The sequence below is a fragment of the Halomonas sp. A11-A genome (assembly GCF_003182195.1).
Taxonomy (GTDB): Bacteria; Pseudomonadota; Gammaproteobacteria; order Pseudomonadales; family Halomonadaceae; genus Halomonas; species Halomonas alkalicola.
The window spans coordinates 196,409-217,093 of record NZ_QGTM01000002.1 but is presented as its reverse complement, the minus strand read 5'-3'; the positions used below and the strand labels follow the sequence as shown (position 1 = coordinate 217,093).

Sequence of the window (20,685 nt, the reverse complement as noted above, 5' to 3'; positions counted from 1 at the left end):
TCCCTACCCTTTCACGATGAGGTTCTGAGCTTCGAGCTCGCCGCGGAAGTCGCGCAGCAGGCTCAGCACCGGATTGGGCGCCGCCTGGCCCAGGCCGCAGATGGAGGCGTCCATCATCACCCGGGCGAGGCGCTCGAGCGCCTCGACGTCCCAGGCATCACGCTCGAGCAGGGTCAGCATCTTCTCGGTGCCCACCCGGCACGGGGTGCACTGGCCGCAGGATTCGTCGGCGAAGAAGGCCAGCAGATTGGCGGCCACCGCACGCAGATCGTCCTGGTCCGAGAGCACGATGATCGCCGCCGAGCCGATAAAACAGCCGTGCTCCTGCAGGGTATCGAAGTCCAGCGGGATATCCGCCTTGCCGGCCGGGAGTATGCCGCCGGAGGCGCCACCGGGCAGGTAGCCGGCGAGGCGGTGCCCATCGGCCATGCCGCCGCAGTACTCCTCGAGCAACTCGGCCAGGGTGATGCCGGCGGGGGCCAGGTGCACCCCGGGCCGCTTGACCCGGCCGGAGACCGAGAAGCTGCGCAGCCCCTTGCGCCCGTGCCGGCCCTGGCCGGCGAACCAGTCGGCGCCCTTCTCGTGGATCAGCGGGATCCAGTAGACCGTCTCGACGTTGTTGACCAGGGTCGGCCGACCGAAGAGCCCCCACTGGGCCACGAAGGGGGGCCGGTGGCGCGGCTTGCCGGGCTTGCCCTCCAGGGACTCGATCAGCGCCGACTCCTCGCCGCAGATGTAGGCGCCGGCGCCGCGGCGCAGCACCACGAAGCCGGGGGCGACCAGGCCCGCGGCCTCGAGCTCGGCGATCGCCTCGGTGAGCACACGGTGCAGCCCGGGATATTCATCGCGCAGGTAGATGTAGAGCGCGCTGGCCTCCACCGCCCAGGCGCTGACCAGGGCCCCCTCCAGGAAGCGGTGCGGCTCACGTTCGAGATAGAAGCGGTCCTTGAAGGTGCCGGGCTCGCCCTCGTCGGCGTTGATCACCGCGTAGCGGGGGCCGGGCTCGGCGCGCACCGCCTGCCACTTCTTGAAGGTGGGGAAGCCCGCCCCGCCCAGGCCGCGCAGGCCGGCGCGCTCGAGCTCATCGATCAGCACCTCGACGCCCACCTCGCCGGCGCGACACCGGGTCAGCAGCGAGTAGCCGCCACCGACGCGGTAGTCGGCCAGGCGCTGCCAGAGGATCGCCTCGGGATGGGTGTGGTTGGTATCCACCACCGCCTCGACCCCCTCCGGGGTGGCGTAGAGCAGGTGGTGATGGCCCACCTCGACCACCGGGGCGGTGTCGCAGCGTCCCATGCAGGGGGCACGCACCACCCGCACCCGCTCCGGGTCGAGGCCCGCCGCCAGCCGTTGGCGCAGGGCCTCGGCGCCGGCCAACTGGCAGGAGAGCGAATCGCAGACCCGCACGGTGACCTCCGGCGGCGGGGCCTCGCCGTCGTGGACCACGTCGAAGTGGGCATAGAAGGTGGCCGTCTCGTAGATGGCCGCCATGGGCAGGTTCATGTAGGCGGCCAGCGCCCTGAGCTCCACCAGGGAGAGGTGACCGTGGGCATCCTGGATGGCGTGCAGGTGCTCGATCAGCCTGTCGCGACGGCGCAGCTCCGGCGCCTCGCGCTCGTCGCCGAGCAGCACGCGCAGGGCGGCCAGCGCCACCGGCGCCAGTTCACGGCCGCGGGTCTTGCCGCGCAGGCGGCGCTTGGGGTTGACGGTCGATTCGGTCATGGCGGGCTCCCGGAGTCGGCGGGCAGACGAGGCTAGAGTCTTTCAAGATAGGCCGGCCCGCCCAGGTTGTTCATCTGCTGGCGGATCCAGGCGCTGCGCCGCTCCACGTGCGGGCTGGGGCGCGCCGCATCCCAACCCCGCGGGTTGGGCAGGATGGCCGCCAAGCGGCTGGCCTGCACGGTCGTGAGCTGGCCGGCAGAGACCCCGAAGTAGTGCTGGGCCGCGGCCTCCAGGCCGAACACGCCGCTGTCCCATTCGGCGATGTTCAAATAGACCTCGAGGATGCGCTGCTTGGGCCACAGGGTCTCGATCAGCAGGGTGAACCATGCCTCCAGCCCTTTGCGCGCCCAGCTGCGCCCGGTCCACAGGAAGAGGTTCTTGGCGGTCTGCTGGCTCAGGGTGCTGGCCCCGCGCAGCCGCCCCCCGGCACGGTTGGACTCCCAGGCGCGGCGCATCTCCACCAGGTCGAAGCCGCGATGCTCGGGAAAGCGCTGGTCCTCGGCAGCGATCACCGCCAGCTTGGCGTGGTCGGAGAGCGCCTCCCAGGGGCGCCACTGGTGGCGAAGCTCGATGGGCTCCCGGGAGATCCAGGACTGCACCTTGCGCTCCACCATCACCATGGAGCCGAACACCGGCAACTGGCGAAACAGCAGCACCAGCAGTACCGAGAACACCACGAAGCCCAGCACGACGCGCCACAGCCAGCCCCACAGCCGGCGGCCCCATGCCCTGACCATTCCTCTTCTCACTATCGCTCGACCCACGACCACTCGCCCCTGCGAACCCGACGCCAGACGACCAGTATACGGGCTCGCATCGCGGCAAGGGAGGCGAGCGGCCGGCGCATCCTCAACGCGCTAGAGATTCTTGTGCAGCCGTTCGGCGTGATAGCGCAGGTGATCCTCGATGAAGGAGGCGATGAAGTAGTAGCTGTGATCGTAGCCGGGCTGCCGACGCAGGGTGAGCGGGTGGTCGTGCTCGGCGCACACCGCCTCCAGCCGCTCCGGCCTGAGCTGCTCGTCGAGGAAGTCGTCGGCCTCGCCCTGGTCGATGAACAGCGGCTGGCGGGAGGCACCGCGGGCCACCAGCTCGCAGGCGTCGTACTGGGTCCACTTGCCGCGGTCCTCGCCCAGGTAGCCACCAAAGGCCTTCTGGCCCCAGGGGCACTCCGACGGATTGACGATGGGCGCGAAGGCCGACACCGAGCGGTAGTGGCCGGGCCGGCGCAGGGCCATGATCAGTGCCCCGTGGCCGCCCATGGAGTGGCCGCTAATCGACTCGCGCCCGTTCACCGGGAAGTGCTGCCTCACCACCGAGGGGAGCTCCTCGGCGACGTAGTCGTACATGCGATAGTGTTTCTTCCAGGGCGACTGGGTGGCGTTGACATAGAAACCGGCACCGCTGCCGAAGTCATAGCTGTCATGCTCGCCGGCCAGGTCGGTACCCCGCGGGCTGGTGTCGGGGCAGACGATGGCGATGCCCAGCTCCGCCGCCAGGCGATGGGCACCGGCCTTCTGCATAAAGTTCTCGTCGGTGCAGGTCAGGCCGGAGAGCCACCACAGCAGCGGCACCCGCTCGGTCTCGGCTTGGGGAGGCAGGTAGATGGCGAAGACCATCTCGCAGTCCAGCGCCCGGGAGCGGTGGCGGTAGCGCTTGTGCCAGCCGCCGAAGCTCTTGTTGGCCGACACCAGCTCCAGGTTCTCGGTCATGGTCATGGGAAATCTCCGGGCGGCCGGGACTCCTGTCCCAGCCGCGCTGTCAGGGGTCAAGGGCGATACGGCCCCCGGCGCATCAGTAATGGAGGACGGTGCGGATGCTCTCACCCCGATGCAGCAGCTCGAAGGCCTCGTTGATCTTCTCGAAGGGCATGTCGTGGGTGATGAAGTCGTCGATGTTGATCTCGCCCTTCATGTACTGCTCCACGTAGCCCGGCAGCTCCGAGCGCCCCTTGACGCCGCCGAAGGCGGAGCCCTTCCAGACCCGGCCGGTGACCAGCTGGAACGGACGGGTGGAGATCTCCTCGCCGGCACCGGCCACGCCGATGATGATCGACTCGCCCCACCCCTTGTGGCAGCACTCCAGCGCCGAGCGCATGACGTTGACGTTGCCGATGCACTCGAAGGAGTAGTCGACGCCGCCGTCGGTCAGGTCGACGATCACCTGCTGAATCGGGTCGCTGTACTCCTTGGGGTTGACGAAGTCGGTGGCACCGAACTGCTCGGCCAGCTTGAACTTCTCCGGGTTGACGTCGATGGCGATGATCCGGCTCGCCTTGGCCATCACCGCCCCCTGGATCACGGCCAGGCCGATGGCGCCGAGGCCGAAGACGGCCACGGTAGAGCCCGGCTCGACCTTGGCGGTGTTCATCACCGCGCCGATGCCGGTGGTCACGCCGCAGCCCAGCAGGCAGATCTTGTCCAGGGGCGCCTCCTTGGAGACCACCGCGAGCGACACCTCGGGGAGCACGGTGTACTCGCTGAAGGTGGAGGTGCCCATGTAGTGGTGCAGCATCTTGCCGTCCAGCGAGAAGCGGCTGGTGCCATCGGGCATCAGGCCCTTGCCCTGGGTGGCGCGCACGGCGCCGCACAGGTTGGTCTTGCCGGAGAGGCAGAACTTGCACTTGCCGCACTCGGCGGTATAGAGCGGGATGACGTGGTCGCCGGGACGCACGCTGGTCACCCCCTCACCCACCTCCTGAACGATGCCGGCGCCCTCATGGCCCAGCACCGCCGGGAAGTTGCCCTCCGGGTCGGCACCGGACAGCGTATAGGCATCGGTATGGCAGACGCTGGTGGCGGCCATCTTCACCAGCACCTCGCCGGCCTTGGGGCCCTCGACGTCGATCTCGACCAGCTCGAGGGGCTTGCCCGCTTCCAGGGCGACGGCGGCGCGTGATTTCATGGCGATATCCTCGTTGACGATGAACAGGCAGTGGGAACAGTGTAGGCAAAGCACCGGCCTGGGATAAACTGCACCAAATGCATGACATTATTGCTGTGAGGCAATAATCAACGAGGAACCTGCCATGCAGCGCTGGGATCGTATCGAAGCCTTCGTGGAAGTGGTGCGCCTGGGCACCTTCGCCGCCGCCGCCCGGGAGCTGTCCGTCTCGCCCTCCCACGTCAGCCGGCTTGTGGCCCAGCTCGAGCAGCAGCTCGGTACCGCCCTGCTCTACCGCACTACGCGCCAGACCCACCTGACCGACGAGGGGCGGCTCTATTTCACCCACTGCCGCCAGCTGTTCGACGGCTTCCGCGAGGCCGAGGCGGCTCTCAGCGACCTCCAGGAGCGCCCTCGGGGCCTGCTCAGCCTCACCTCGGCCACCACCTTCGGCGAACGCTTCATCGCCCCCCTGGTCAACGACTTCCTGCTGGCCCACCCGCGCCTCGAGGTGCGCATGCATTTCACCAACCGCCAGGTGGACATCATCGACGAGGGCTTCGATATCGCCATCCGCATGGGGCGGCTGGAGGACTCGAGCCTGGTGGCCCGTCGGCTCTGCGAGCGGCGCGAGTACGTGGTGGGAGCACCAGCCTACTTCGCCCATGTTTCCCAGCCCCACGCCCTGGCGGAGCTCTCCCGCCACCGCTGTCTGATCGGCACCCGAGACCACTGGCGCTTTGCCGTGGAAGGCGTACGTCGCGAGGTAAGGGTATCCGGAGCATGGCGCGCCAACTCGGGTCCTGCCCTGCTGGATGCCGCCCTCAAGGGGCTGGGCCTGGCCCAGCTGCCCGACTACTACGTGGAGGAGCACCTGGCCAGCGGCGCCCTCATTTCGGTGCTCGACGCCTATCGCCATGACGATACTGCCGTCTGGGCGGTCTTTCCACGCCACCGCCAGCGCTCCCCAAAGGTACGCCAGTTCATCGATCATCTGGTGGCGCATCTGCCCAGCAGCCTGCCAGGACGAACCGGCACCGGTGCGGGCAGCGGCGTGATGGCCTCGAGCTTTCTCTGGCACCGGTGAGCGCCGCGCCAGGCGCATCAAAAAAGGCGCCCCGGGGGGCGCCTGAAGGTAGAAGTGAAGAGTATGGTCGGGGCCTCGGCGTTGCGCGACCGGACGCCCCTTGCCGACTACTTGAAGTTCTTGCGGTAGGACTTGAGGATCTCGCCGACGATACCGCTGCGGAAGCTCAGCACGCAGATCACGAAGATCACCCCGAGGATCGGCCCCACCCAGTTGCCCAGCGGCGACTGCGCCAGCAGGTGCTGCAGGCTGACCACGATGCCGGCGCCGACCACCGGGCCGAACAGGGTGCCCACCCCGCCCAGCAGGGTCATCAGGATCACCTCGCCGGACATGTGCCAGTGGGCATCGGTCAGCGAGGCGAGCTGGAAGACCACCGTCTTGGTGGAGCCGGCCAGGCCCGCGAGGCCCGCGGAGAGGACGAAGGCCACCAGCTTGTAGGCGTCGACGTTGTAGCCCAGCGAGATCGCCCGCGGCTCGTTCTCGCGGATCGCCTTGAGCACCTGGCCGTAGGGCGAGTGCACGGCGCGCTGGATGACCGCGAAGCCGAACAGGAAGACGGCGAACACGAAGTAGTACATCGCCAGGTTGTTGCGCAGGCTGATGATGCCGAACAGCTCGCCCCGCGGCACCCCGTGCAGGCCATCCTCGCCGCCGGTGAAGGGCGACTGGACGTAGACGAAGAACACCAGCTGGGCCAGCGCCAGGGTCACCATGGCGAAGTAGATGCCCTGGCGACGGATCGACAGCGCCCCGAACACCGCCCCCAGCGCCACGGCGACCAGGGTGCCGGCGATGATGCCGAGCTCAGGGGTCAACCCGGGATAGCTCGCCAGCAGGTAGCCGGTGATATAGCCACCGGTGGCCAGGAAGGCGGCGTGGCCGAAGGAGAGCAGCCCCGCGTAGCCGAGCAGCAGGTTGAAGGCGCAGGCGAAGAGCGCGAAGCACAGCACCTTCATCAGGAACACCGGGTAGGCGACGAAGGGCGCCACCAGGCCGATGCCGATCAGCACCAGGTAGAAGACGTTGCGGCGAATATCGGCGCGGCGCTGACGCTTCATGGAGGGAGTCAGCGTCTGGGTCTGGGTCGCGGACATGGTCATGCCTCCTTGCCGAACAGGCCGGCGGGTCGCAGCAGCAGCACCAGGATCATCACCAGGAAGATCACGGTGTTGGCCGCCTCGGGGTAGTACACCTTGGTGAGGCCCTCGATCAGGCCCATGCCGAGGCCGGTGAGCACGGCGCCCAGGATCGAGCCCATGCCGCCGATCACCACCACCGCGAAGACCACGATCAAGAGGTTGGAGCCCATGGTGGGCGACACCGGATAGAGCGGTGCGGCCAGCACCCCGGCGAAGGCGGCCAGCGCCACGCCGAAGCCGTAGGTGAGGGTGATCAGCAGCGGCACGTTGACGCCGAAGGCCTGCATCAGCGCCGGGTTCTCGGTGCCGGCGCGCAGGTAGGCGCCGAGGCGGGTGCGCTCGATCATGTACCAGGTGGCGAGGCACACCACGATGGCCGCCACCAGCACGAAGGCGCGGTACTTGGGCAGGAACATGAAGCCAAGCTGGAAGCCGCCCTGGAGCGCCTCGGGAGTCGGGTAGCGAGCCCCTGAGACGCCGAAGAAGTTGACCAGGGTGCCCTCGAAGATCAGCGCCAGGCCGAAGGTCAGCAGCAGGCCGTAGAGGTGGTCCAGGTGGGCGATGCGGCGCAGCAGGGTGCGCTCGAGCAGCATGCCGAACAGGCCGACGAAGAGCGGCGCGAGCAGCAGCGCCGCCCAGTAGTTGATGCCCAGGTAGCGCATGCCGAGCAGGGTGGCGAAGGCCCCCAGCATGTACATGGCACCGTGAGCGAAGTTGACGATCTTCAGCAGGCCGAAGATCACCGCCAGGCCCAGGCTGAGCAGGGCGTAGAAGGCACCGTTGATCAGGCCGAGCAGGAGCTGGCCGAGGAACACCGCCAGCGGCACCCCGAATATCATCGTCATGTCAGGAATCTCCCGTCAGAGGGGGCGGCGGCTCGCGCCGCCGCCGGTCTGCTCGCTTCAGTTCTGCACCAGCTTGCACTGGCTCTCGGAGAGCGGACGGAACGCCTCCTCGGCGGGAATGGTGGCGAGGATCTCGTAGAGGTCCCACTCGTGCTCGGACTCCTCCGGCGACTTCACCTGGGCCAGGAACATGTCGTGGACCATGCGGCCGTCCTCGCGAACGCGACCGTTGCGGGAGAAGAAGTCATTGATCGGCTTCTCGCCCAGGGCAGCGCGCACGGCGACAGGATCATCGGTGCCCAGCTCGGCCACGGTCTCCAGGTAGTGCATGGTGCTGGAGTAGATGCCGGCCTGGACCATGGTCGGCATGCGACCCACGCGCTCGTAGTAGCGCTCGGCCCACTCGCGGGACTCGTCGTCCATGTTCCAGTACCAGCCGGTGGTCAACAGCAGCCCCTGGGTATCCTCGAGGCCCATGGCGTAGACGTCGTTGAGGAAGACCAGCAGACCGGCGAGCTGCTGGCCAGCCTCGACTACGCCGAACTGGCTGGCGGTCATGATGGAGTTGACGGTATCGGAGCCGGCGTTGGCCAGGCCGATGATCTTGGCGCCGGAGCCCTGGGCCTGGAGGATGTAGGAGGAGAAGTCGTCGGTGGGGAAGGGATGACGCACGCCACCAATGATCTCGCCACCGGCCTCCTCGACCACCCGGGTCACGTCGCCTTCCAGGGCGTGACCGAAGGCGTAGTCGGCGGTGAGCATGAACCAGGTGTCGCCACCCTGCTCGACGATCGCCTTGGCGGTGCCGTTGGCCAGCGGGTAGGTGTCATAGACCCAGTGGATATGGTTCGGGGTGCAGTGCTCGTTGGTGATGCTGGAGGCCGCGGAGCCGGAGATGATGCCCAGGCCGTTGTTCTCCTCGATCACCCGGGTAGCGGCGATGACCACCGAGGAGGCCACCAGGCCGGAGACCAGGTCGACGTTGCGGGTATCGAACCACTCGCGCACGGTATTGGCGCCCACGTCGGCGCTGTTGCGGTCGTCGGCACTGAAGACCTGGATCGGGGCGCCGTTGACGTTGCCGCCGAAGTCTTCCACGGCCATGCGCAGGGCCTCGAGGCCACCGGGGCCGGCCAGGTCGCGGTAGGTGCCGGACATGTCGGCCAGGTAGCCGATACGCACCTCTCCGTCGCTGATCTCGGCCTGGGCGGTGGTAGCCATGGCAGCGGTGGCGGCCAGGGCAACGGCGGCGGTGAGGCTCTTCTTGATGAAGGTCATGCTGATCTCCTCTGCCCCGAAGCGGGGCTCTTGTTGTTGTTGCGATGTGGTGTTGCGGCGTGTTGTTGGGATTCGGTGTTGTGAATTGCGGTGGCGCTGCGACGCTGGCCCGGCCTACACCCCCAGCAAGGTGTGCAGGTGCTCGCGCCGGCTCGGCAGCTCGGCCGCCGAGATCTCCTCAACGATCAGGCCGTGATCCATCACGAAGTGGCGGTCGGCCAAGGGGGCGGCAAAGCGGAAGTTCTGCTCCACCAGCACGATGGTCATGCCGCGCTCCTTGAGCTTGACCAGCACCTCGCCCAGCTTCTGGACGATGACCGGCGCCAGCCCCTCGGTGATCTCGTCGAGCAGCAAGAGCCGCGCCCCGGTGCGCAGGATCCGCGCCATGGCCAGCATCTGCTGCTCGCCCCCGGAGAGCCGCGTGCCCTGACTGCGCCGCCGCTCGTAGAGGTTGGGGAACATCGCGTAGATCTCGTCGATCGACATCCCGCCGGAGCGCACCGTGGGCGGCAGCAGCAGGTTCTCCTCGACGTCGAGGCTGGCGAAGATGCCGCGCTCCTCAGGGCAGTAGCCAATCCCCAGCCGCGGGATGCGGTGCGCCGGCATGCCCAGCGTCTCGGTGCCGTTGATCATGATCGAGCCGGTGCGCCGGCCGACCATGTTCATGATCGCCTTGAGGGTGGTGCTGCGCCCGGCGCCGTTGCGCCCGAGCAGGGTCACGAGCTCGCCGCGCTTCACGTTGAAGTCGACACCGTGGAGGATGTGCGACTCGCCGTAGAAGGCGTGCAGGTCGCTGACCCGCAGCATCTCGGCGCCGTCGCGGTCCTGGTACTGCAGGGCCGGGGCCTGCATCGCCTGGGCTGCCTGGTTCATGCCGTGGCCTCCTCTTCCGCCGCTTCGCTGCCCATGTAGGCCTCCTTGACCCGCGGGTCGGCGGAGACGGTGGCGTAGTCGCCCTCAGCCAGCACCGCGCCGCGGGCCAGCACGGTGATGCGATCGCACAGCCGGCTCACCACACTGAGGTTGTGCTCCACCATCAGCACGGTGCGCCCCCGGGCGACCCGGCGGATCAGCTCGACGATGCGGTCGACGTCCTCGGCGCCCATACCCTGGGTCGGCTCATCAAGCAGCATCAGGGTGGGGTCCATGGCCAGGGTGGTGGCGACCTCCAGGGCCCGCTTGCGGCCGTAGGGCATCTCCACGGTGAGCACGTCGGCGTACTCGGCGAGCCCCACCTCCTCGAGCAGCTCGATGGCGCGGTCGTTGAGGTGGTCGAGGGTGCGTTCGGACTTCCAGAAGTGGAAGGAGGTGCCCATGGGACGCTGCAGCGCCACGCGCACGTTCTCCATGGCGGTCATGTGGCCGAACACCGCGGAGATCTGGAAGGAGCGCACGAGGCCCAGGCGGGCGATCTCGTTGGCCTTCATGCCGGTGATCGGCTTGCCGCGGTAGAGGATCTCGCCGCGGGTGGGCGGCAGGAACTTGGTGAGCAGGTTGAAGACCGTGGTCTTGCCCGCCCCGTTGGGGCCGATCAGGGCATGGATATGCCCCTCCTGGACCTGCAGGTTGACATCGTCCACGGCGGTGAAGCCGCGAAACTCCTTGGTCAACCCCCGAGTCTCCAGAATGAAGTCCTGGGTCATGTGACGTCCTCTCTGGATCGCAGAAGCGATCCGCCGTTATTGCTGTTGTCGTTGTTGTGCGCCGTTGTCGTTGTTATGGCCATCTCGGCAGCGGACTGGCCGATGCGTCTCCGCGTTCGGCACTTTACGTTAACGTAAGCTAGAGGAGTCGAGACGTCACGGCAATAGCCTGTTGGGCATGACTCGACCAATGGCGTAGTTCCAGGCTTTTCAATAGCTTGAAAACAAACCGTCCAGCTGATACAGAGCCTTGAAAAGAAAGAAGTTTACCCGACCATGGACAACATGAGACCTAGGTAGTAGAATACATGCAATCATGAATGTCTCGATCCGGAAGCCCCTACACGCCATGTCTCAGCTCCCCCCTCCCGGCCAGCCCTGGCCGATCGGCTTTACCGCTACCTGCCTGCGCGCCACCCTCTATATCCTGCTGATCGCAGGGCTTGCCCAGGGCGCCTACATCGAGGCGCTGCACTTCCCCGAGGTGCGCTTCTCGGAGTACGGCTTCACCGAGCTCGCCCAGAGCGCGGTGCTGCTCACGGCGTCGCTGCTGCTGCTCTATACCCGCCAGGTGCTGAAGGTGCTGCCCACCGTCACCCTGCTGATGTTCGCCTTCACCTTCAGCTCCTTTATCCGGGAGCAGGACTACTTCCTGGATACTCGGGTGGCCTACCATACCTGGAAGGTGCTGGTGGCCCTGGTGATAGTGCCGATCCTCTTCTGGGTGATCCGCGAGCGCAAGCGCTTCGTCGAGGAGTTCGCCAGCTACGCCAACAGCTTCTCCTTCGGCCTCTTTGCCGCAGGGGTGCTCACTACCTACGTCTTCTCGCGCCTCTACGGCCGCCAGGACTTCTGGATGGCGGTCATGGAGGAGCACTATGTGCGCACCTTCAAGGACGCCGCCGAAGAGGTGGTGGAGCTGCTCGGCTATGCGCTGATCCTGATCGCGGTCATCGAGCTGACCCTGCTCGCCCGGCGCTGGGCCCTGGCCCGCCGTAACGGCTGAGCCGGACGTCGCGAAAAGCAAGAAGCCCCGCAGGCTGTGCCTGCGGGGCTTCTTCGTTGCGGCGGGACATTCGCCCCGAGCCTGCTCCCTGACCCTACTCGTCGAGGAAGGAGCGCAGCGGCTCCGAGCGCGACGGGTGGCGCAGCTTGCGCAGCGCCTTGGCCTCGATCTGGCGGATTCGCTCGCGTGTGACATCGAACTGCTTGCCGACCTCCTCGAGGGTGTGATCGGTGTTCATGTCGATGCCGAAGCGCATGCGCAGCACCTTGGCCTCGCGCGCGGTGAGGCCACCGAGCACGTTGCGGGTCGCCTCGATCAGCCCCTCGCCGGTGGCGGAGTCGATGGGCAGGATCATGGTGCTGTCCTCGATGAAGTCGCCCAGGTGCGAGTCGTCGTCGTCACCGATGGGGGTCTCCATGGAGATCGGCTCCTTGGCGATCTTGAGCACCTTGCGCACCTTGTCTTCCGGCATCTCGAGACGCTCGCCCAGCTCCTCGGGGGTGGGCTCGCGGCCCATCTCCTGGAGCATCTGCCGGGAGACCCGGTTGAGCTTGTTGATGGTCTCGATCATGTGCACCGGAATACGGATGGTGCGCGCCTGGTCGGCGATGGAGCGGGTGATCGCCTGACGAATCCACCAGGTGGCGTAGGTGGAGAACTTGTAGCCGCGGCGATACTCGAACTTGTCCACCGCCTTCATCAGACCGATATTGCCCTCCTGGATCAGGTCCAGGAACTGCAGGCCACGGTTGGTGTACTTCTTGGCGATGGAGATCACCAGGCGCAGGTTGGCCTCGACCATCTCCTTCTTGGCACGGCGCGCCTTGGCCTCACCGATGGAGAGGCGACGGTTGACCTCCTTGATCTCCTGCACCGGCAGGCGAACCATCTCCTCCTCGAAGGCGATCTTGCGCTGGGCACGCTGGATGTCGGTGCGCAGCGGCTCGAGGCGGTCGGCGTACTTGGGGAACTCCTGCCCGAAGGCGTCGAGCCACTCGGGGTCGGACTCGCTGCCCGGGAAGGCCTTGATGAAGGTCTTGCGGGGGATGCGCGCCTTCTTGACGCACAGCTGCATCACCGCCTTCTCCTGGGCACGCACCTGCTCGACGCTGATACGCACCTGGTTGACCAGGCGCTCGAAGTGCTTGGGCACCAGCTTGATCGGCGAGAACAGCTCGGCCAGGCGCGCCAGCTCTTCCTGGGCCTGCTTTGAGCCGCGTCCATGGGCCTCGATGGCGGCCTGAGCCGCGGCGCTCTGCTCGCGGATCTGCTCGAAACGCGCGCGCGCCTCCTCCGGGTCCGGACCGCCTTCGTTGCTGGTGGTGTCTTCCTCGTCCTCGTCGTCCGCGCCGTCGCTCTCCTCGTCCAGCTCGTCGCTGACCTCGGGCTCGGGCACCTCGGCTTCGGCCACCCCGGGGATGCCCTCGTCGGGATCGATGAAGCCGGAGAAGAGGTCCGACAGGCGACCGGGCGCCTCCTCATCCTGCGTGGCGTCGTAGGCCTCGAGGATGGAGTCGACGGCACCGGGCAGGTAGGCCAGCGCGGACATCACCTCGCGGGTCCCCTCCTCGATGCGCTTGGCGATCTCGATCTCGCCCTCGCGGGTCAGCAGCTCCACGGTCCCCATCTCACGCATGTACATGCGCACCGGGTCGGTGGTACGGCCCACGTCGCTCTCCACCGCCGCCAGGGCCGCCACGGCCTCCTCGGCGGCAGACTCGTCGGTGGAGTGATCCGACATCATCAGGGTATCTTCATCGGGGGCTTCCTCGACGACGCTGATACCCATGTCGTTGATCATGCCGATGATGTCTTCCACCTGATCGGGGTCGGCGATATCCTCGGGTAGATGGTCGTTGACCTCGGCATAGGTCAGGTAGCCCTGTTCCTTGCCGCGCGCGATCAACTCCTTCAGACGTGACTGCTGCTGCGCATTTCCAGCCATAGAAACCCTATCTCGACGAAGAAGAATGAAGCACCTGAAGCGCTCGGTGGAGAAAACTCGTGAAGCCGAACAGTATAGCGCCGTAACGCCCCTTTCTGCCAGTTCGCTCTATTTGCGCAGTCAATCAGGTGTGTTAGGTTGTCAGGTTGCCCCTTGGGTGGCGCTCTCTCCTATGTGGTGATGGTAGGAGAAAAATCAACCCTGGCGCCAACCTGAATAATGCTAGTTGACCTTCCGGTCAGCCATGCAGTTCGGTGAGCAGGACCATCAGCCGCTGCTTCTCCTCCCGCGAAAGCCGTTCCCCGCTCCTCTCCCTGGCCAGCAGGGCGTCGATCTCCTCCTGGGGAGAGCGCCGCTGCCGCGTCCTGCGAAAGTGAGCCACCAGCCCTTCCAGCTCGGCGCCACGCGCCTCCCTCGGGATCAGCAGCTCGCGGCGCGCCAGGGCGGCGAGGCGCTCGCCCTCGGCGCTGCCATGGAAGTGAGCCAGCAGCACCTGGGCGCTGCGATAGCGACCGGCCCGCAGCAGGCGAATCACCTCACGGCACAGGCGGCCGTCGGACTCCTCCTCCGGGCACCAGTCGTCCTCCTCCGGCAGCCGCGCCACCAGCGCCGGCTCGTGAACCAGCAACTGCAGGGCGCGGGCCACCAGGCTCAGCGCCCCGCCGGAGGGCGCCACCGGGGCCGCACTCTCCCCCAGCGGCGGCGCTTCGGACATGCCGGCGGGCTCGTCCAGCGGCGCACCCGCACCGGGCACCTCCCGCCCCGGCGCAGACTCGGCGGCGGCCGAGCGCGCCAGCAGAGCGCTGAAGTCTGCCGCCTCGACGCCGGTACGCCGCGAGAGCTCGCTGAGCATCAGCGACTTCAGCACCCCCTCCGGCAGGCGGGCCAGCGCCGCCAGCACCTGGCTGGCATAGCGCTCGCGATCCTCGATCCTCGCCAGGTCGCGCCCCGCCGCCGCCTGGTCGAAGAGGAACTCCGACAGCGGGCTGGCGCAGGTGATGCGGTCCTGGAAAGCCTCGGCCCCCTCGCGACGCACCAGGGTGTCCGGATCCTCGCCCTCGGGCAGGAACAGGAAGCGCGCCTGGCGCCCGTCGATCATCAGCGGCAGCACCGTCTCCAGTGCCCTTGAGGCGGCCTGGCGCCCGGCGCGGTCGCCGTCGAAGCAGAACACCACCTCCCTGACCAGGCGGAACAGCCGGATCAGGTGCTCCTCGCTGGTGGAGGTGCCCAGGGTGGCCACCGCATTGCGGATGCCGAACTGGGCCAGGGCCACCACGTCCATGTAGCCCTCCACGATCACCAGGCGCTCCAGGCGATGGTCGGCCTGGCGGGCTTCAAAGAGGCCGTAGAGCTCGCGCCCCTTGTGGAACACCGGGGTCTCGGGCGAGTTGAGGTACTTGGGCTTGGCATCGCCCAGCACCCGGCCGCCGAAGGCGATGGTGCGGCCCTTGATGTCGCGGATCGGAAACATCACCCGGTCGCGGAAGCGGTCGTAGGTGCGTCCGCTCTCCTCGCGATGCACCAGCAGGCCATACTCCACCTGCACCGCCTCGCCGATGCCCCGCTCGGTCAGGTGGCGCTTGAGCGACTCCCAGTCGTCCGGGGCATAGCCGATGCCGAAGGTCTGCTGTACCTCCGGCGAGAGGCCGCGCCGCTCCAGATAGCCCCGGGCGCCCTGGCCCTCGGGCATCTTCAGCCGCTCGCGGAAGAAGCTGGCGGCCAGCTCGAGCAGGTTGACCCCCTCCTTGCGCTTGCGTTCCCGCGCCTGGGCCCGCGGGTCATCGGCGCCCTCGCGAGGCACCTCCAGACCCAGCCGGCCGGCGAGCTGCTCCACCGCCTCCGGGAAGCGCAGCTTGTCGTACTCCATCAGGAAGCGCAGGGCGTTGCCGTGGGCGCCACAGCCGAAGCAGTGATAGAACTGCTTGTCGGCGCTGACGGTGAACGACGGCGTCTTCTCCTGATGGAAGGGGCAGAGCCCGGAGTAGTTGCGGCCGGCCTTCTTCAGCTTGACCCGCTCGCCCACCACCTCGACCACGTCGACGCGGGCCAGCAGGTCATCGAGGAAGCGCTGGGGAATCTGTCCTGCCATGGAATCGGATCACCTCGACGAGCCGCGATGCGATCGCTTCAGGGCGTCGGCACCCGCTGGGTACCGCCACCCAGGAAAAAACAAGCGGCCACCGGATGGCGGCCGCTTGGCGTCCTCCTGAGACGGCCGGGTCCGGAGCCCCGACTATCTCCAGCACGGATCAATAGAGCCGTTCGAAACGCTTGCGCTCACGCTGGACCTTCTTGGCGTGACGCTTGACGGCAGCCGCCGCCTTGCGCTTGCGCTCTGCGGTGGGCTTCTCGTAGGACTCGCGACGACGTACCTCGGAGAGAACACCGGCTTTTTCGCAGGAACGCTTGAAGCGACGCAGTGCGACGTCAAACGGCTCGTTATCACGTACTTTGACAGAAGGCATTAAGCACTCACCTACCTTAGGTAACTAGAGTTCGGTTAGTACGCACACCCCTGCGGGTGGCAGCTTTCGCGACGAGAAAGCACCCGGAACGCCGGGAGGCGAGCCGGAAGGCGAAAACGGTCGCGGGAAATCGCCACCTGGGTGCACGACCCAGTCTTGCAGCGCACAGTAGTCTAGTCGTGCCCCCCACCCTTTGCAAATGCTTTCCACCCCCAAACCGCGTAGAATGCCGGGCTGTTCCGCACAACCGAGCCGACACCATGCGCGTACTGGGCATCGAGACCTCCTGCGACGAGACCGGCGTCGCCCTCTTCGACACCGAGCACGGCCTCGTCGCCGATGCGCTCTACAGCCAGGTGGCCATGCACGCCGAATACGGCGGCGTGGTGCCGGAGCTGGCCTCCCGCGACCACACCCGGCGCCTGCTGCCGCTGATCCAGCAGGTGCTCGACGAGGCGGGGCTCTCCCGCGGCGAGCTGGATGCCATCGCCTACACCGCGGGCCCCGGCCTGGTGGGCGCCCTGATGGTGGGCGCCGCCACCGCCCATGGCATGGCCCGGGCGCTGGGCATCCCGGTGCTCGGGGTTCATCACATGGAGGGCCACCTGCTGGCGCCCATGCTGGAGGATGAGCGCCCCGAGTTCCCCTTCGTGGCGCTGCTGGTCTCAGGCGGCCACACCCAACTGGTCGAGGTGAGGGGCCTTGGCGACTACACCCTGCTGGGCGAGTCCGTGGACGACGCCGCCGGCGAGGCCTTCGACAAGGCGGCCAAGATGCTCGGCCTGGACTACCCCGGCGGTCCCCAGGTGGCGCGACTGGCCGAGCAAGGAGACCCCAAGCGCTTCCGCTTCCCGCGGCCGATGACCGACCGCCCGGGGCTCGACTTCAGCTTCTCGGGCCTCAAGACCCACACCCTGACCGCCATCCGCCAGCTGGAGGAGGCGGGCGAACTGGACGATCAGGCCCGCGCCGACGTGGCCCGCGCCTTCGAGGAGGCGGTGGTGGACACCCTGGTGATCAAGTGCCGCCGCGCCCTGGATCAGACCGGCCTCAAGCGCCTGGTGATGGCCGGCGGGGTCAGCGCCAATGCGCGGCTGCGCGAGCGGCTGGAGCACGAGTGCGCCAAGCGCAGCGCCCGGGCCTACTACCCCCGCGGGCGCTTCTGCACCGACAACGGCGCGATGATCGCCTATGTGGGGGCACAGCGGCTGCTGGCCGGCGAGCGCGACGAGCAGGGCGTGATGAAGGCGGTGCCGCGCTGGCCGATGGATACGCTGAAAGCGCCTTAAAGCCTACGCCTGAACGCCGGGTAACGAGACTCGCGATCCCGGGGGCGAAACCCTGCCACTTCGCTTGCCGCTTGCACGTCGGGGCACAACATAATCCTTCACGGGTGCCCCTCAATCGACATCCCTGTCGATTGACGTGCGCGGCGGCGCTCGTTGCCAGCGCCCCCGGGTAGATATCGCTTCGCTTCGTTACCCGGCCGTCCTCGGCACACACCAGACAAAGCTAAAGCCCCGGTTCGTCGCCGCGGCCCAGACGCTGGATATTGAGCACGTGGCGCACCAGCACCAGCAGCGTGAAGGCGATCACCACGATCACATGATCCGGCGCCAGCCACAGGCTGGCGAGGGGCGCGGCGGCGGCGCTGGCCAGCGACGCCACCGCGGCGGTGCGCACGCGCCAGGCAAGCAGCGCCCAGAGCAGCGCGCATACCAGCGCCACCCCCGGGGTCAGCACCAGCATCACCCCGAAGGCGCTGGCCACCGCCTTGCCGCCCCGGAAGCGGTGCCAGAGCGGATAGCTGTGGCCCAGCAGGACCGCCAGCCCCACCAGGCCCTGGGCCCAGGGCGGCATGCCCAGCAGGATCGCCAGCAGCAGCACCGGCATGCCCTTGGCGGCATCCACCAGCAGGGTGGCCAGCGCCAGGCGTCGGCCGTGGAGGCGCAGCACGTTGGAGAACCCCGGGTTGAAGGAGCCGTCCAGGCGTGGGTCGCCGACGCCGGCCAGCCGGCAGACGGTCAGGGCCCCCAGCCAGCTCCCGCTGAGATAGCCCAGCGCTACCAGCGGCAGCATCGGGGCCCAGAGCGGCAGCGACAAGATGAGCGGCGCTTCCATGGCCGGCCTCCCGAGAAGGAACAGGCCCCATTCTGCCAGGCACAGCGAGGCGCGCCCAGCGCCTGCGGTGTTCGCCGGCGGGCGGCTCGCGTACAATCCCGCCACGCCTGCCGCAGGCGATTCGACGACTGCGGCGCCCACCCTCTGACTGCGGAAGTACCCCCACCATGGATCTCGTGCTGATCGAGTCCCTCGGCGTCGACACCGTCATCGGAGTCTACGACTGGGAGCGCACCATCACCCAGCGCCTGGTGCTCGACCTGGCGCTGGCCACGGATATCCGCCCGTCCGCGACCGCGGACGACATCACCCTGACGCTGGACTATGCCGCCATCAGCGAGCGCATCCAGGCCTTCGCCGCCGCGCACGACTTCGCCCTGGTGGAGACCTTCGCCGAGCGGCTGGCCGCCACCCTGCGCGAGGAGTTCGCCATTCCCTGGCTGCGGCTGACCGTGCGCAAGCCGGGAGCGGTGCCCGCCGCGGCGGCCGTCGGCGTACAGATCGAACGCGGCACTCGCCCGGAGGCAAGCTGATGGCCCTGGTCACGGTGAGCATCGGCAGCAATATCGAGCGCGACCGCCACGTGCACGCCTGCCTGGATGCCCTGGCGGAGACCTTCGGAGAGCTCCGGATCTCGCGGGTGTTCGAGAGCGAGCCGGTGGGCTTCGAGGATGGGCGCAACTTCTACAACCTGGTGGCGGCCTTCGACAGCGACTGGACGGTGGGGGAGCTGCAGGCCTGGTGCAAGCGCCTGGAATTCGCCAACGGCCGGCGCAAGGAGAGCCCCAAGTTCAGCCCGCGCACCCTGGACATCGACCTGCTCACCGTGGGTGAGCTCACCGGCGAGCATGACGGCGTCGCCCTGCCCCGCGACGAGATCAGGCATCACGCCTTCGTGCTGCAGCCCCTGGCCGAGCTGCTGCCCGAGGCCCGCCACCCCGAGAGCGGCGAGACCTATGCGGCGCTGTGGGCCGGCTTCGAGGCCGGCAGCCAGCGCCTGTGGGCGGTCGAGTTCCACTGGGCCGGGCGAATGATCTCCCGGGCCCACTGACCCGACTCAGGACGCCGGGGGCGCCAGCGCCGCCTCAATGACCTCGCACCGCCGCCGGGCCAGCTCCTCGCCCAGCGCGCGCCCCTGGAAGCCCTCCTCCACCAGCGTCGTCGGCAGCACCTGGGCCGCCAGCCGCCAGGCCAGCGCCAGGTCGTCGGCCAGCGCCGGCGCCTCGAGGCTCACCAGGCTCACCAGCGGGGCCACCCGCTCGCCGCGCCGCCAGGCATCGATGGCATCCAGCCAGCCCAGTATCCGCTGCCCCGGCAGCGCCCCCTCGCGCGCCTCCCGGCACAGTTCCCGGGTCAGCGCCGCCTGGCGAGCCAGGGCGGCATGGGCCCTGGGCAGGCGCAGCCGTTCGGCCAGGGCGCTTCGCGCCGCCTCGTCCAGGTGCTCCACCAGTCGCGCCCAGCGCCAGCGCGCCAGCGCCTCGCCATCGAGCTCTTCCGGCAGGCAATGGAGCCTGCCCAGGGCCTCGTCCAGCGCCTCGGGGTCGGCCGCGAGTTCCGGCATCAGTACCGCCAGGGCACCGCACGCCTCCAGCGCCTGGAAGTAGACCTCCGGCCAGGGCTCGGCGAGCGCCTTCTCGGTCTCGGTCCAGACCCGCTCGGCCACCAGGTGGCCGATCTCACCGCTGGCCACCAGCTCCCGCATCAGCGCCCGGGTCTCCTCGGCGATGGTGAAGCCGAGCCCGGCATAGCGGGCCAGGAAGCGCGCCGCCCGCAGCACTCGCAGCGGGTCCTCGACGAAGGCCGGCGAGACATGGCGCAGCACTCGCGCCTCCAGGTCGGCCAGGCCGCCGTAGGGGTCGATCAGCTCCCCCTCGGGGCTCTCGGCCATGGCGTTGAGGGTCAGGTCGCGGCGGGCGAGATCCTCCTCGAGGGTCACCTCGGGGCTGGCGTGCACCACGAAGCCGGTGTACCCGTGGCCGGCCTTACGCTCGGTGCGCGCCAGGGCATACTCCTCGTGGGTCTCGGGATGCAGGAAGACCGGGAAGTCGCGCCCCACCGGCTTGAAGCCGCGGCGGCGCATCTCCTCCGGCGTGGCCCCCACCACCACCCAGTCGTGGTCGTAGACCGGCCAGCCCAGACGCGCATCGCGCACCGCCCCGCCCACGCAGAAGACCTCGAGGCCCTCCACGGCGGGGTCCCGCGTCACGTCCAAGGGTCAGGCCTCCACGCGGTCGGGATGGCGAAGCTGCCACTCGGTGAAGCCGCCGTCGAGGCTGTAGACCTCGGACAGCCCCTGGCCGGCCAGCCAGGCGGCAGCCTGCTGGCTGGAGTGACCGTGATAGCAGACCACCACTACCGGCCGCTCGGCCGGGGTCTCGCCGAGGAAGGCGCCGACGCTGTCGTTGTCCAGGCGCCGGCTGCCGGGGATGTGCCCCTGGGCGTAACTCATGGGGTCGCGGATATCGACCAGCGCCGCCTCGCGGCCCTCGTCGAGCCAGGCCTGCAGGGTCGGGATATCGAGATGCTGGAAGCTCATGGTGGCCTCTCGTGG

At 68.1% G+C, this 20,685-nt stretch carries 20 protein-coding genes; 5 read left to right on the top strand and 15 right to left on the bottom strand.

The annotated features are described in order from the left end of the window. Positions 1-3: 3 nt before the first annotated feature. The 4 genes from DER72_RS03185 to DER72_RS03170 form a co-directional block, all read right to left on the bottom strand. Positions 4-1,722 (bottom strand): NADH-ubiquinone oxidoreductase-F iron-sulfur binding region domain-containing protein, encoded by a 1,719-nt coding sequence (locus DER72_RS03185; protein ID WP_110068549.1) that lies wholly within the window; start codon positions 1,720-1,722, stop codon positions 4-6. A 32-nt stretch (positions 1,723-1,754) separates the two neighbouring features. Next, positions 1,755-2,459, bottom strand: coding sequence for a monofunctional biosynthetic peptidoglycan transglycosylase (mtgA, locus tag DER72_RS03180; RefSeq protein WP_110068548.1), 705 nt, complete (start codon positions 2,457-2,459; stop codon positions 1,755-1,757). 120 nt (positions 2,460-2,579) lie between these two features. After that, on the bottom strand, positions 2,580-3,437 hold the full coding sequence (gene fghA / locus DER72_RS03175; RefSeq protein ID WP_110068547.1) for an S-formylglutathione hydrolase: 858 nt from the start codon (positions 3,435-3,437) through the stop codon (positions 2,580-2,582). A gap of 76 nt (positions 3,438-3,513) precedes the next feature. Continuing rightward, positions 3,514-4,623, bottom strand: a complete 1,110-nt coding sequence (locus DER72_RS03170) for an S-(hydroxymethyl)glutathione dehydrogenase/class III alcohol dehydrogenase (protein ID WP_110068546.1) — start codon at positions 4,621-4,623, stop codon at positions 3,514-3,516. Positions 4,624-4,747: 124 nt separating this feature from the next. On the opposite strand from DER72_RS03170, the gene DER72_RS03165 reads away from it, so the two are divergent. Then, entirely contained in the window at positions 4,748-5,689 is a 942-nt protein-coding gene (locus DER72_RS03165) for a LysR family transcriptional regulator (RefSeq protein ID WP_110068545.1), read from the top strand. Between the two features lie 107 nt (positions 5,690-5,796). Here the strand turns inward: DER72_RS03165 and DER72_RS03160 are convergent, their stop codons facing one another. The 5 genes from DER72_RS03160 to DER72_RS03140 all read right to left on the bottom strand — a co-directional run bounded on the left by DER72_RS03160 (position 5,797) and on the right by DER72_RS03140 (position 10,597). After that, positions 5,797-6,786, bottom strand: coding sequence for a branched-chain amino acid ABC transporter permease (locus tag DER72_RS03160; protein WP_258306171.1), 990 nt, complete (start codon positions 6,784-6,786; stop codon positions 5,797-5,799). A gap of 2 nt (positions 6,787-6,788) precedes the next feature. Further along, positions 6,789-7,676, bottom strand: coding sequence for a branched-chain amino acid ABC transporter permease (locus DER72_RS03155; protein WP_110068543.1), 888 nt, complete (start codon positions 7,674-7,676; stop codon positions 6,789-6,791). 57 nt (positions 7,677-7,733) lie between these two features. Next, complete coding sequence (locus tag DER72_RS03150) at positions 7,734-8,954, bottom strand: ABC transporter substrate-binding protein (RefSeq protein ID WP_110068542.1); 1,221 nt, start codon at positions 8,952-8,954, stop codon at positions 7,734-7,736. A gap of 114 nt (positions 8,955-9,068) precedes the next feature. Then, positions 9,069-9,806 (bottom strand): ABC transporter ATP-binding protein, encoded by a 738-nt coding sequence (locus tag DER72_RS03145; RefSeq protein ID WP_110068588.1) that lies wholly within the window; start codon positions 9,804-9,806, stop codon positions 9,069-9,071. 17 nt (positions 9,807-9,823) lie between these two features. Next, positions 9,824-10,597, bottom strand: coding sequence for an ABC transporter ATP-binding protein (locus DER72_RS03140; RefSeq protein ID WP_110068541.1), 774 nt, complete (start codon positions 10,595-10,597; stop codon positions 9,824-9,826). A gap of 349 nt (positions 10,598-10,946) precedes the next feature. Here DER72_RS03140 and DER72_RS03135 point away from each other — a divergent pair, with 349 nt between their 5' ends. Beyond that, positions 10,947-11,603, top strand: coding sequence for a hypothetical protein (locus DER72_RS03135; protein WP_110068540.1), 657 nt, complete (start codon positions 10,947-10,949; stop codon positions 11,601-11,603). A gap of 94 nt (positions 11,604-11,697) precedes the next feature. Here the strand turns inward: DER72_RS03135 and rpoD are convergent, their stop codons facing one another. The 3 genes from rpoD to rpsU all read right to left on the bottom strand — a co-directional run bounded on the left by rpoD (position 11,698) and on the right by rpsU (position 16,013). Then, a complete protein-coding gene (gene rpoD / locus DER72_RS03130) occupies positions 11,698-13,548 on the bottom strand; it encodes an RNA polymerase sigma factor RpoD (protein ID WP_110068539.1) in 1,851 nt (616 codons plus the stop codon). A gap of 238 nt (positions 13,549-13,786) precedes the next feature. Further along, positions 13,787-15,637 carry a DNA primase gene (gene dnaG, locus DER72_RS03125; RefSeq protein WP_110068538.1) on the bottom strand — a complete coding sequence of 617 codons (1,851 nt, stop codon included), beginning with the start codon at positions 15,635-15,637 and terminating at the stop codon, positions 13,787-13,789. Positions 15,638-15,797: 160 nt separating this feature from the next. Next, positions 15,798-16,013, bottom strand: a complete 216-nt coding sequence (rpsU, locus tag DER72_RS03120) for a 30S ribosomal protein S21 (protein ID WP_110068537.1) — start codon at positions 16,011-16,013, stop codon at positions 15,798-15,800. A gap of 260 nt (positions 16,014-16,273) precedes the next feature. Here rpsU and tsaD point away from each other — a divergent pair, with 260 nt between their 5' ends. Next, a complete protein-coding gene (gene tsaD, locus DER72_RS03115) occupies positions 16,274-17,302 on the top strand; it encodes a tRNA (adenosine(37)-N6)-threonylcarbamoyltransferase complex transferase subunit TsaD (RefSeq protein WP_110068536.1) in 1,029 nt (342 codons plus the stop codon). Between the two features lie 223 nt (positions 17,303-17,525). On the opposite strand, the gene plsY is transcribed toward tsaD, so the two are convergent. Next, entirely contained in the window at positions 17,526-18,134 is a 609-nt protein-coding gene (gene plsY / locus DER72_RS03110; protein ID WP_258306170.1) for a glycerol-3-phosphate 1-O-acyltransferase PlsY, read from the bottom strand. A 167-nt stretch (positions 18,135-18,301) separates the two neighbouring features. Here plsY and folB point away from each other — a divergent pair, with 167 nt between their 5' ends. Beyond that, positions 18,302-18,667, top strand: coding sequence for a dihydroneopterin aldolase (gene folB / locus DER72_RS03105; RefSeq protein WP_110068535.1), 366 nt, complete (start codon positions 18,302-18,304; stop codon positions 18,665-18,667). Then, positions 18,667-19,185 carry a 2-amino-4-hydroxy-6-hydroxymethyldihydropteridine diphosphokinase gene (gene folK, locus DER72_RS03100; RefSeq protein ID WP_110068534.1) on the top strand — a complete coding sequence of 173 codons (519 nt, stop codon included), beginning with the start codon at positions 18,667-18,669 and terminating at the stop codon, positions 19,183-19,185. Before folB ends, folK begins: the two co-directional genes overlap by 1 nt. Positions 19,186-19,191: 6 nt before the next feature. Here the strand turns inward: folK and DER72_RS03095 are convergent, their stop codons facing one another. Both DER72_RS03095 and glpE read right to left on the bottom strand, forming a co-directional pair. Then, positions 19,192-20,346: a polynucleotide adenylyltransferase gene (locus DER72_RS03095; RefSeq protein WP_110068533.1), complete on the bottom strand. Its 1,155-nt coding sequence runs from the start codon at positions 20,344-20,346 to the stop codon at positions 19,192-19,194. A 3-nt stretch (positions 20,347-20,349) separates the two neighbouring features. Next, on the bottom strand, positions 20,350-20,670 hold the full coding sequence (glpE, locus tag DER72_RS03090; protein WP_110068532.1) for a thiosulfate sulfurtransferase GlpE: 321 nt from the start codon (positions 20,668-20,670) through the stop codon (positions 20,350-20,352). Positions 20,671-20,685 lie beyond the last annotated feature (15 nt).

Excerpts from the sequence above, each read along its gene's own strand:
- DER72_RS03135 (WP_110068540.1), top strand. The coding sequence starts at position 10,947 with ATGTCTCAGCTCCCCCCTCCCGGCCAGCCCTGGCCGATCGGCTTTACC.
- folB (WP_110068535.1), top strand. The coding sequence starts at position 18,302 with ATGGATCTCGTGCTGATCGAGTCCCTCGGCGTCGACACCGTCATCGGA.
- dnaG (WP_110068538.1), bottom strand. The coding sequence starts at position 15,637 with ATGGCAGGACAGATTCCCCAGCGCTTCCTCGATGACCTGCTGGCCCGC.
- rpsU (WP_110068537.1), bottom strand. The coding sequence starts at position 16,013 with ATGCCTTCTGTCAAAGTACGTGATAACGAGCCGTTTGACGTCGCACTG.
- DER72_RS03165 (WP_110068545.1), top strand. The coding sequence starts at position 4,748 with ATGCAGCGCTGGGATCGTATCGAAGCCTTCGTGGAAGTGGTGCGCCTG.
- mtgA (WP_110068548.1), bottom strand. The coding sequence starts at position 2,459 with ATGGTCAGGGCATGGGGCCGCCGGCTGTGGGGCTGGCTGTGGCGCGTC.
- DER72_RS03170 (WP_110068546.1), bottom strand. The coding sequence starts at position 4,623 with ATGAAATCACGCGCCGCCGTCGCCCTGGAAGCGGGCAAGCCCCTCGAG.
- plsY (WP_258306170.1), bottom strand. The coding sequence starts at position 18,134 with ATGGAAGCGCCGCTCATCTTGTCGCTGCCGCTCTGGGCCCCGATGCTG.
- rpoD (WP_110068539.1), bottom strand. The coding sequence starts at position 13,548 with ATGGCTGGAAATGCGCAGCAGCAGTCACGTCTGAAGGAGTTGATCGCG.
- DER72_RS03150 (WP_110068542.1), bottom strand. The coding sequence starts at position 8,954 with ATGACCTTCATCAAGAAGAGCCTCACCGCCGCCGTTGCCCTGGCCGCC.
- DER72_RS03145 (WP_110068588.1), bottom strand. The coding sequence starts at position 9,806 with ATGCAGGCCCCGGCCCTGCAGTACCAGGACCGCGACGGCGCCGAGATG.
- tsaD (WP_110068536.1), top strand. The coding sequence starts at position 16,274 with ATGCGCGTACTGGGCATCGAGACCTCCTGCGACGAGACCGGCGTCGCC.
- folK (WP_110068534.1), top strand. The coding sequence starts at position 18,667 with ATGGCCCTGGTCACGGTGAGCATCGGCAGCAATATCGAGCGCGACCGC.
- fghA (WP_110068547.1), bottom strand. The coding sequence starts at position 3,437 with ATGACCATGACCGAGAACCTGGAGCTGGTGTCGGCCAACAAGAGCTTC.
- DER72_RS03160 (WP_258306171.1), bottom strand. The coding sequence starts at position 6,786 with ATGTCCGCGACCCAGACCCAGACGCTGACTCCCTCCATGAAGCGTCAG.
- DER72_RS03155 (WP_110068543.1), bottom strand. The coding sequence starts at position 7,676 with ATGACGATGATATTCGGGGTGCCGCTGGCGGTGTTCCTCGGCCAGCTC.
- DER72_RS03140 (WP_110068541.1), bottom strand. The coding sequence starts at position 10,597 with ATGACCCAGGACTTCATTCTGGAGACTCGGGGGTTGACCAAGGAGTTT.
- glpE (WP_110068532.1), bottom strand. The coding sequence starts at position 20,670 with ATGAGCTTCCAGCATCTCGATATCCCGACCCTGCAGGCCTGGCTCGAC.
- DER72_RS03185 (WP_110068549.1), bottom strand. The coding sequence starts at position 1,722 with ATGACCGAATCGACCGTCAACCCCAAGCGCCGCCTGCGCGGCAAGACC.